The organism is Pseudomonadota bacterium, assembly GCA_039815145.1.
In the GTDB taxonomy this organism is placed as follows: domain Bacteria; phylum Pseudomonadota; class Gammaproteobacteria; order Steroidobacterales; family JBCBZW01; genus JBCBZW01.
In genome coordinates this window covers 1-9,912 of sequence record JBCBZW010000161.1, presented here as the reverse complement: position 1 = coordinate 9,912, position 9,912 = coordinate 1, and the positions used below count along the sequence as shown (strand labels likewise).

Sequence of the window (9,912 nt, the reverse complement as noted above, 5' to 3'; positions counted from 1 at the left end):
CATGATCGAATTGCGCACGGTAATGCCGAAGAGCGTCACAAAACCCACCATCGAGCCTACGGTGAGCACGCTCCCATCGAGCAGCACCGCCGCCACGCCACCCACCAGGGAGAAGGGCACATTGGCGAGGACCAGGGCCGTCGCCTGCACGCTGCGCAACGCCAGCAATACCAGCACCAGCACGCCGGCGCTCGCCAACAGCCCGTACACCAGCAGTTCCTGCCGGGCCTGCGATTGGGCGATAGCGGCGCCGGTGAATTCGAGGGTGGTGCCCGGGCTCAGGGACACCTCCTCCAGGATGCGTTCGCGCAACTCGTCCACGTAGCCCTGTTGGTCGCGGTCGACCACCTGAGCGGTGATCGACTGCACGCGCCGCGTGGCACGGTGAAGAATGTTGTACCGCCCGGTCACCTGGGTGACCTCCGCCACCTCGCCGAGGCGTATCTGGCGTCCATCGAGGGCGGTCAGCGGCAGGGCGAGGAGGTCGCTGCGCCGTTGCCGCGCCTCCGGCAGCAGCACCACCGCCAGGTCGAAGGCCTGGTTGCCCTCGAACAGGCGGCCGACCAGGGCGCCGCCGAAGGCCACCTGCACCACATCCAAGACGTCTTGCGGGCGAAGGCCGAGATCGCTCAAGGCCTGTGGCCGCAGCCGGACCTGAAACTCCGGCCGACCTGGCGGTGCACGCACCTGCACTTCCGCCCCGCCCTGCACCTCGCGCATCTGCGCGGCGACGGCGAAGGCGGTGCGGTCGAGCTCGTCGAGATCCGTGCCGTAGACGTTCACCACCACCGGCGCCGTGTAGCCGGAGACGGTTTCATCGATGCGCTCGATCAGAAAGGTGTTGGCCTCGAAGACGATGCCTGGGAACTCGTTGAGCACGTCGCGCACCGCATCGAACAGCGCCTGCTGCTCCGCCCCACTCAGGTCGCTCTCGAGCGTGATGTCGTACTCGCTGTAGTGGGATCCATAGGTGTCTGCGCCGCGCTCCGCCCGTCCCGCCCATTGGGAGGCCTTGCGCACCCCGGGCAACTGGGCGAAGCGACTGACCAGCGCCGTACCGATGCGCAGGGATTCGTCGAGGGACGTGCCCGGCATGCTGGCCGTGTGCACGATGTAGTGCCCCTCGCGCAAAGGGGGCAGGAACGTGGCGCCGAGGCGCGGCAGGGTGAGCAGGGCCCAGGCGAGCAGTACCGCGGTGAACAGCGCCGCCAACGCCGGCACGCGACACACCGCGCGCAACACCGCCGCGTAGTAGGGCTGCATCCACCGCACCAGGGGCGGCGCCTGGGTGGGCAGATTTCGCGCGTTGCCGAGGAGCACGGCGCATAGGCCGGGCGTGACCGTGAGGGCGACCAGCAAGGACACCAGCACCGCGAGGATGTACGCCTGCCCCAAGGGATTGAACAGGCGTCCCGCCACCCCGCCCAAGGTGAGCAAGGGCACGAACACCAGCACCACGATGAAGGTGGCGTAGACGACGGATCCGCGCACCTCCATCGAGGCCTGGAAGATCACATCCGCCGCCGAACGGGGAGCTGCCAAGGAAGCGTTCTCGCGCAGGCGACGGAAGATGTTCTCCGTATCGATGATCGCATCATCAACCACTTCACCTAAGGCGATCGCAAGGCCACCCAGCACCATGATGTTGATGCTCGCCCCCACCCCCGTCAGCACAGCGGCCGCGGCGATGAGCGACAGGGGGATAGCGACCGCCGAGATCAAGGCTGCTCTCCCGTCGAAGAGGAAGGCGCCGAGCACCACCAGCACCAGCACGGCGCCCACGGCCAGGTGATCGAGGATGCTCTCGAGCGATCGTTCGATGTAGTCGGCCGGGCGGAAGATGTCGCTGTGCAGGACCACGCCATCCTGGGCCAACACAGGGTCGAGTTCCCCCAAGCGCTGTTCCAGGGCGCGGGTCACCTCGAGCGTGCTGGCGCCGTACTGCCCGATGACCATCATGATCACCGCCGGCTCGCCGAGGATCGCGGCGGCGCTGATGCGGGGCGCGGGCGCTTCCATCACCCGCGCCACCTGCGACAGGGCCAAGGTGCCGCCCTCGGCACGGGTGAGCACGAGGTCGCGCAGGCGGTCCGCCGTGTCCGGCATCCCCGTCAAGCGCAGGGCGAACTCCTGTTGCCCGTTATCCAGGTAACCGGCCGCCGGCACGCCCACGGCGCGCTCCACCGCGGCTTGCACCTCGGCCAGGGACACCTCGAAGCGCTCCAGCGCCCGCGGGTCCACCTGCACCTGGAGCTGGCGCTCCTCGCCGCCGAAGACGTTGACGTCGGCCACGCCCGGGGTGCTGAGCAACGCGGGCACCACCGTCCAATCCGCCAGCGAGCGCAGGGCCATGGGCGAGCGCGTCGGCGAGGTCAGGCCGATGGTCATCACCGTGGCCGAAGACGAGGCCAGGGGCACGATCACCGGCGCCTGCACCCCGTCGGGCAGGCGATCCGCCGCCGCCACCAGGCGCTCGCCCACCAGCTGACGGTTGCGGTAGACATCCGTGTGGGGCGCGAACACCAGGGTGATGACGGACAGCCCCTGAATCGACTCGGAGCGCAGCTCCTGCAGATCCGTGAGTCCGCTCGAGGCAGACTCGATGGGCTGGGTGACCAGCCGCTCCACCTGCTCCGCCGTGAGGCCGGGGGCTTCGGTTTGCACCACCACCTGGCGTGGCGAGAACTCCGGGAACACGTCGAGGCCGGCGGTGGAGATCAGGTAGCCCGCGTAGGCCATCGCGAGCCCGGCGAGCACGACCACCACCCCTCCCTGGCGAGAAGAGAAGCGGACGAGTTGGGTCAGCATAGAGCGGGTGACTCGGGGCGATGACGGTCAGTCGTCGTCATCGTCGTCTTCGGTGGGGATTTGCCAGCGGTACTCTTCCGACAGCAACGTGGTGGCGCCACTCACCACCACCTCCTGCCCGGGCGCGACGCCGGTCATCGCGAACCAGCCATCGAACTGCTCCGCGGCCTGAGATAGGTCTTGGCGCGCGTAGGCCACACCGGCGTCGTCGTCCTCGTCAACCGCCACGTACACCCAGGGGCGGCCGTCATGCCACACCACCGCCTGGCTCGGCACCAGGGCGCCGCGCTCGGCCGTGCCGTCGGCGGACTCCACCTGCGCCGACAAGCGCATCCCCGTGCGCAAGCGCTGGCTCGGCACCGAGAGCCACCAGGTCTCCCCCTGCAGGCGGGCGTCGGTCTCGGTGGCGGGGGCGAGTACTTGCGCGGCCATGCGCCGGGGCGCCCGCCCGGCGCCGTCGGGCAGGAGCACGTCCACGCGGGCAGCCTCGCCCGTGCCCTCGTCCGCGATCAGGGTGCGCCCCGGGGGCAAGGTCAGGCGCAGCAGCACACGTTCGCGTTCCACCACCGCCCGGATCAACGGGTCCTCGTCCGCCAACACGGCGTCGGCCAGCTGCGGGCTCCAGGCCTGGGCCAGCTCGTCGCGAATCGTGAGTTGACGAATCTGTTCGGTGCGCACCAACGCCTGCTGACGCTGAAACTCGCCCTGGGCGCGGCGCAGATCCTGGGGGGACACGATGCGCCCCCGCTCGCCGAGTTCGACCAGGCGCCGGTACTCCGCGCGGGCGGTCTGCATATCCACATCGGTGACCGACTCGGTGGCCACGGACAGGGCGTACTGGCTGCGGGCCTCGATCAGAGGGGCCGTGTTCACCACCTGCACCCAGGCGCCGTAGCTCTCGCGCCGTTCGGTCGCCACCAGGGCTTGCGTGCGCACGCCGATGGCATCGCGCAGCTCGTCGTCGAGCACCACCGCCACCGTGCCCCCCTCGAGCACGCGCACCGCCCCCTCGCCTTCGCCCGGCTCGTCGTCGTCATCGTCCGCGAGGAGTGGCCCCGTGGTCATGACGCCGAGGCACAACAGCAGGCTCCCGAGCAGGCGAGCGCCACGCGGATACGGACCGGGATTGCGACGAGGAAGGAAGCGAAGAAGCACGTGCAGTGGACAGCCGAAAAGGCGAAAATGAGTACGCATACGCTAGCATCGTGCTGCCCGCCAAAGCCAGCCAGGCGCCAGCGGCGGTGGTACCATGCGAGCCCTGCAGAATCCGGGCCGGCAAGCGCGCTTGGCCCCCTTCGCCAGCAACAACTTACAGGCGGTTCTCCGCCTAGGGAGCTCTCCTCCATGACTTCGCCCGTGCGCGTCTCCATCACCGGGGCTGCCGGCCAGATCGGCTACCAGCTCTGCTTCCGTATCGCTTCCGGCCAGATGCTCGGCCCCGACCAACCGGTGATCCTGCAGCTGCTGGAAATCCCGCCGGCGCTCGGCGCCCTTGAAGGGGTGGCGATGGAACTCGATGACTGCGCCTTCCCTACGCTCGCCGGCGTGGTGACCACAGATCAGGTGGAGACCGCCTTCGACAAGAGCGACTACGCCCTGCTGGTGGGCGCCAAGCCGCGCGGCCCCGGCATGGAGCGCGGCGACCTGCTGATGGAGAACGCCAAGATCTTCTCCACCCAGGGCACGGCCCTGAACGACGTCGCCAGCCGCGACGTGCGCGTGCTGGTGGTGGGCAACCCGGCGAACACCAATGCCCTGATCGCCTCCGCCAACGCGCCGGACATCGACCCGGCCAACTTCACCGCCATGATGCGCCTCGACCACAACCGCGCGCAGGCCCAACTGGCCGCGAAGACGGGTACTCACGTCAGCCAGATCAAGGGCCTGACCATCTGGGGTAACCACTCGGCCACCCAGTACCCGGACGTGCACCACGCCAAGATCGATGGCAAGGCGGCCACCGATCTGGTCGAGCAGTCCTGGCTCACGGACGACTTCATCCCCACCGTGCAGAAGCGCGGCGCCGCCATCATCGCGGCCCGCGGCGCGTCCTCGGCCGCCTCCGCCGCCTCCGCCGCCATCGACCACGTGCGCGACTGGGTGAAGGGCACCGCCGAGGGCGACTGGACCAGCATGGCCATCCCGGCGGACGGCAGCTACGGCATCGAGCCCGGCGTGATCTACTCCTACCCCGTCACCTGCAAGGACGGGCGCTACGAGATCGTGCAGGGCCTGGACATCAACGCGTTCAGCCGCGAGCGCATGGCGGCGACGGAAGCCGAGCTGCGTGAGGAGCGGGCCGCCATCGCGGATCTGCTCGGTTAGGGCATCCTCGAGCGTCGCGGCTCCCCGCGAGTTCGCGACGCCTTCCCACCCGAGCAGGTGATGCGCACGTGACCGCCCTCTGGCTGCTCCTGCTCGCCGGTATCGGCGTGGGCCTGGCCTACCGCCAGGCCTCCCTCGGTCAGAGCACCCTGGTGGTGGCGATCCTGCTCAGCCCCGTGCTGCTGCTGCCGGGGGTGTTGCTGCCCTGGCGAGTGCTCGCCCTGCTCGTGCTCATCGCCCTCGGCGTGCTCAACGTCGACGTCCTGCGCCGCGCCCTGCTCTCCAAGCCTGCCCTGCGCCGCTATCGCAGCGCCATGCCGGCCGTCTCCGCCACGGAGCGCCAAGCCCTGGAGGCGGGCACGGTGTGGTGGGAAGGCGAGCTCTTCGCCGGTCAACCCAACTGGGATCGCCTGCTCGGCTGTCCCCGCGTGCGTCTGGAAGAGGATGAGCAGGCCTTCCTGGACGGCCCGGTCAACGAGCTCTGCGCCATGCTCGACGATTGGGAGATCACCCACGTGGAAGGCGATCTGCCGCCGGCCGTGTGGGAATTCCTGAAGACCAACGGCTTCTTCGGCCTGATCATCCCCAAGCGCTACGGGGGCCTCGAGTTCTCCGCCTGGGGCCATTCCTGCGTGCTGGCAAAGATCGCAGCCCGGTCGATCACCGCCGCCTCCACAGTTGCCGTTCCCAACTCCCTAGGGCCCGCCGAGCTGCTCCTGGAGTACGGCACGGACGCCCAGCGCGAGCACTACCTGCCGCGCCTTGCGAGCGGTGAGGAGGTGCCTTGCTTCGCCCTCACGAGCGCCGAGGCGGGCTCCGACGCCACCGCCATCACCGACGTCGGGGTGCTCTGCTACGACTTTCACGAGGGCGAGGAGGTGCTCGGCATCCGCCTCGACTTCGCCAAGCGCTACATCACCCTCGCCCCCGTCGCCACAGTCATCGCCCTGGCTTTCAAGCTACGCGACCCAGAGAATTTGCTAGGTGGCGCCGTGGACCTCGGGATCACCGTGGCGCTCATCCCCGTCAGCACGCCCGGCGTGCGCACCGGGCGCCGCCACTTCCCCTTGAACACACCGTTCCAGAATGGCCCGGTGATCGGCGAGCGCGTGTTCGTGCCGGTCGACTACATCGTCGGCGGCGCTGAACGGGCGGGGGACGGCTGGCGCATGCTGGTGGAGTGCCTCACGGTGGGGCGCTCCATCTCCCTCCCCGCCAACGCCGCGGGCGGGGCGCGGGCGGCGCTCGCCGCCAGCAGCGCCTACGCCGCCCTGCGCCGACAGTTCGGGCGCCCGATCGCCGAGTTCGAGGGCATCAAGGCGCCGCTCGCTCGCATCGCCGCCAACGCCTACCTGATGGAGGCGGCCAACCGCATGACCCTGGCGGCGATCGACCTGGGCGAGGCGCCCGCCGTGGCCTCCGCCATCATGAAGTACCACATCACCGAGCTCGGGCGGCAGGTGGCCAACGACGCGATGGACATCCACGGCGGTAAGGCCATCATGCTCGGGCCTAAGAACTACCTTGGCCGCGGCTACCAGAGCGTGCCGGTGATGATCACCGTCGAGGGCGCCAACATCCTCACCCGCTCGATGATCATCTTCGGCCAGGGCGCTCTGCGCTGCCATCCATGGTTGGCCAAGGAGATGCGCGCCGCCGCCAATCGCGACGAGGACGACTCGGCTGCAGCCTCGCGCTTCGATCAGGCCCTGATGGGCCACCTCGGCCACACGCTGACGATGGCAGCGCGCGCCTTCGTCGACGGCGCCACGGGCGCAAGGTGGGTACCCACGCCCGGCGAAGGACGCGTGCGTCGCTACTACCAGCAGGCCACGCGCATGAGCGCTGCCCTGGCCTTCGCCACCGAGGTGGCCCTCAACACCTACCAAGGACGCCTCAAGCGCCACGAAGCGGTCACCGCTCGCCTGGGCGATGCGCTCTCCGCCCTCTACCTCACCAGCGCAGCGCTCAAACGCTTCGAAGACGAAGGCTCCCCCGAGGAAGACCTGGCGATGGTGCGCTGGTGCTGTGAGACACAGCTCGCCCTCGCCCAGGAGGCGCTCGCCGCCTTCGTGGCCAACCTGCCCGGGCGAATGGGTCGTACGCTGACCCAGCTGGTCCTGCTCCCGCGGGGCCGCGACCTGCACCCGCCGTCGGATGCGCTGACCCACGAGGTCGCGGCGCTGGTCAGCACCTACAGCAGCACGCGCTTGCGCATCGTCGAGGGCACCTACCTCGTGCGCGAAGCTAACAATCCCATCGGCCTGCTGGACGGCTTGCTGGAAGAACTCGACGAGCTTTCCTTCCTCGAGGATCGGGTGCGTGAAGCGGTGCGCGAAGGGCGCCTGCAAAAGGGCGCTGCCACCCAGTGGACGGATCAGATCACCGCTGCCGGTCGCGCTGGCGTCCTGGAGGCGGGGGAGGTCAGAGCACTCACCGATCATGCCCAGCGCGTGAGTGACCTCATGGCCGTGGACGATTTCGACAGCTACGAACTCGGCACCCGCCGCAAGCGCCCGGTCAAGGGCGGGCGCAGCAGCCGCAGCATTGCGAGCACCTGAGCCACGAGCAGCATGAGCGCGGAGTGTGGCAACTGCGGAGAAGCGCTGACCGGCGACTACTGCTTTGCCTGCGGGCAGCCGCGGCGCAGTCCGATCATGTCGATCGGCGAGCTCACGAGCGAATACCTGCGCGACGTCTTCTCCCTCGACTCGCGCGCCTGGCGAACGCTGAGCTACCTGATGTTCCGCCCCGGGGCGATGACCGCCGACTACCTCGCCGGGCGTCGCCACGCGTACACCCCGCCCGTGCGCCTGTACCTGCTCACGAGCCTGCTGTTCCTGGCCATCTTCACCGTCCCCCTGCTCCTCGAAGGGGTCAGCGAGAACTTCCGAACCGCCACCACGCTCACGGAAGAGGACGGCGCCCAGCCGACGGATGCGCCCGCGGACCCGGCGGCCGACACAGACCCCGTCGACGGCCAGCTGGACTCCCTCGATGCGCAGATCGAAGAGATCGTGCGTACCAACCGCGAACGCATCGAGGAGCCGCCGGCGACGCCCGACGCGCTAAGCGCTGACGAAGGTGAGGCGGCAGCGGTGGCGGAGGAAGAAGACCAGTGCGCGGACATGGACATCGAGATGGATGGCATCAGCGCGCCGTGGCTGCGCTCGTTGCTGCGCCAGCGCGCCGAGCGCGCTTGCCAACTGTTTACCCGCGAGGGCGGGCCACAACGCTTCGCCGAGGAGTTCCTCGACGCCCTACCGGCGATGTTGCTCGCCATCCTACCGCTCATGGCGCTCTGCTTGACCGTGCTCTACCTGTTCAGCGGGCGTCGCTACGTGGAGCACCTGATCCTACTCTCCCACTACCACTCCTTCGTGTTCCTGCTGATCGGGCTCACCGTGCTCCTCGCCGGCTTACCGCTATGGGGATGGATCAAGGGGCTGCTCATCACCTACACGTCCGTCTACACGCCCTGGTATCTCTACCGGGCCATGCGTACGGTTTACGGCCAGGGCCGCCTGCTCACGGCCGTGAAATTCTCCGTGCTCAGCTTCGCCTACATGGTGGGCCTCAGCGTGGCCCTGGGGGTGGGATTGCTGTTGGCAGTGGAGTCGTTTACCCGGTGAATCCGACCGCGAGGCAGCACCTAAGGTGTCAGGCGTTGTCCCAACCAGTACGCAGTTCCTGCCAGAGGAGACCGCTGAGATGATCCGATCCACTCGTGCCCTGTGCGTCGCCGCGCTCACGTTGCTGGTCAGCGCCACCGCCTCGGCCGCCGGCTACCGCCTGGCACCGGCAGACGCATCGGTGAACTTTATCTCCACCAAGGCCGGCACGGTCGCCGAGATTCACCGCTTCGCCAAGGTGGCCGGAAAGCTCGGTGAGGACGGGGGGCTGCGCCTCGCGATCGACCTCGCCAGCGTCGACACGGCGATCGAGGTGCGCAACGAGCGCATGCGCGACATGCTGTTCGAGATCGCCGACTTCCCGGAGGCGATCATCCGCGCTGACCTGGACCCCGCGCTCTGGGACGGCCTCGCGGCCGGCGAACGCAAGAGCCTCGAGGTGGCCGGCGCCCTGGCCCTGCACGGCGAAGAGGGCAAGATCCGGCTGGTGGTCGACGTGGTGGGGGCGGCCGACGGCGGCTTGATCGTCACCAGCCGACTGCCGGTGATCGTGAACGCCGGGCAGTACGCCCTGGGGGAAGGCGTGGAGCGCTTGCGTGCCATCGCCGGGCTGCCGGCCATCAGCCCCGCCGTGCCCGTGACCTTCGCCCTGCACTTCCGTCCGGAGCACTAGCCGCGCGCGGGCGGCGACGGCCATGAACGACGGGCACGCGCCCCGGCGCGCCATCCTGCACGTCGACATGGATGCGTTCTACGCCTCCGTGGAGCAGCGCGACCAACCGGAGCTGCGCGGCAAGCCGCTGGTGGTGGGTGGCACCACCAACCGAGGCGTGGTCGCCGCCGCCAGCTACGAAGCGCGCCGCTACGGCGTGCGGTCGGCCATGCCGATCCGTCAGGCGCTCGAACGCTGCCCGGAGCTGGTACGCGTGCCGGTACGCATGGCGCGCTACCGGGAGGTGTCTTCCCAGGTGTTCGCCGTGTTCCACGAGCACGCCTCACAGGTGCAGGGCCTTTCCCTGGACGAGGCCTACCTGGACGTGACGGAGGCCGCCACCGCAAGCGACATCGAGACCATCGGCAAGCGCATCAAGGATCTGATCAAAGACCGCACCGCCCTGACCGCCTCCGTCGGCATGGCGCACAACAT

7 protein-coding genes are annotated in these 9,912 nt (G+C 69.0%); 5 read left to right on the top strand and 2 right to left on the bottom strand.

Translation table 11 applies throughout. The annotated features are described in order from the left end of the window. On the bottom strand, positions 1-2,808 hold a 2,808-nt coding region (locus AAF184_22620), incomplete at its 3' end, for an efflux RND transporter permease subunit (protein ID MEO0425147.1). Positions 2,809-2,835: 27 nt separating this feature from the next. Next, on the bottom strand, positions 2,836-3,873 hold the full coding sequence (locus AAF184_22615) for a hypothetical protein (protein ID MEO0425146.1): 1,038 nt from the start codon (positions 3,871-3,873) through the stop codon (positions 2,836-2,838). Between the two features lie 279 nt (positions 3,874-4,152). On the opposite strand from AAF184_22615, the gene AAF184_22610 reads away from it, so the two are divergent. The 5 genes from AAF184_22610 to AAF184_22590 form a co-directional block, all read left to right on the top strand. After that, positions 4,153-5,133 carry a malate dehydrogenase gene (locus AAF184_22610; protein MEO0425145.1) on the top strand — a complete coding sequence of 327 codons (981 nt, stop codon included), beginning with the start codon at positions 4,153-4,155 and terminating at the stop codon, positions 5,131-5,133. Between the two features lie 68 nt (positions 5,134-5,201). Continuing rightward, positions 5,202-7,694, top strand: a complete 2,493-nt coding sequence (locus AAF184_22605) for an acyl-CoA dehydrogenase (protein ID MEO0425144.1) — start codon at positions 5,202-5,204, stop codon at positions 7,692-7,694. Positions 7,695-7,706: 12 nt separating this feature from the next. Continuing rightward, entirely contained in the window at positions 7,707-8,765 is a 1,059-nt protein-coding gene (locus AAF184_22600; protein MEO0425143.1) for a DUF3667 domain-containing protein, read from the top strand. Between the two features lie 79 nt (positions 8,766-8,844). Then, positions 8,845-9,438, top strand: coding sequence for a YceI family protein (locus tag AAF184_22595; GenBank protein ID MEO0425142.1), 594 nt, complete (start codon positions 8,845-8,847; stop codon positions 9,436-9,438). Positions 9,439-9,460: 22 nt separating this feature from the next. Further along, positions 9,461-9,912: DNA polymerase IV (locus AAF184_22590; GenBank protein MEO0425141.1), on the top strand; the 452-nt coding region annotated here is incomplete at its 3' end.

What these genes read in the sequence shown, in the direction of transcription:
- AAF184_22615 (MEO0425146.1), bottom strand. Translation starts at nt 3,873, where the DNA reads ATGACCACGGGGCCACTCCTCGCGGACGATGACGACGACGAGCCGGGC.
- AAF184_22610 (MEO0425145.1), top strand. Translation starts at nt 4,153, where the DNA reads ATGACTTCGCCCGTGCGCGTCTCCATCACCGGGGCTGCCGGCCAGATC.
- AAF184_22600 (MEO0425143.1), top strand. Translation starts at nt 7,707, where the DNA reads ATGAGCGCGGAGTGTGGCAACTGCGGAGAAGCGCTGACCGGCGACTAC.
- AAF184_22595 (MEO0425142.1), top strand. Translation starts at nt 8,845, where the DNA reads ATGATCCGATCCACTCGTGCCCTGTGCGTCGCCGCGCTCACGTTGCTG.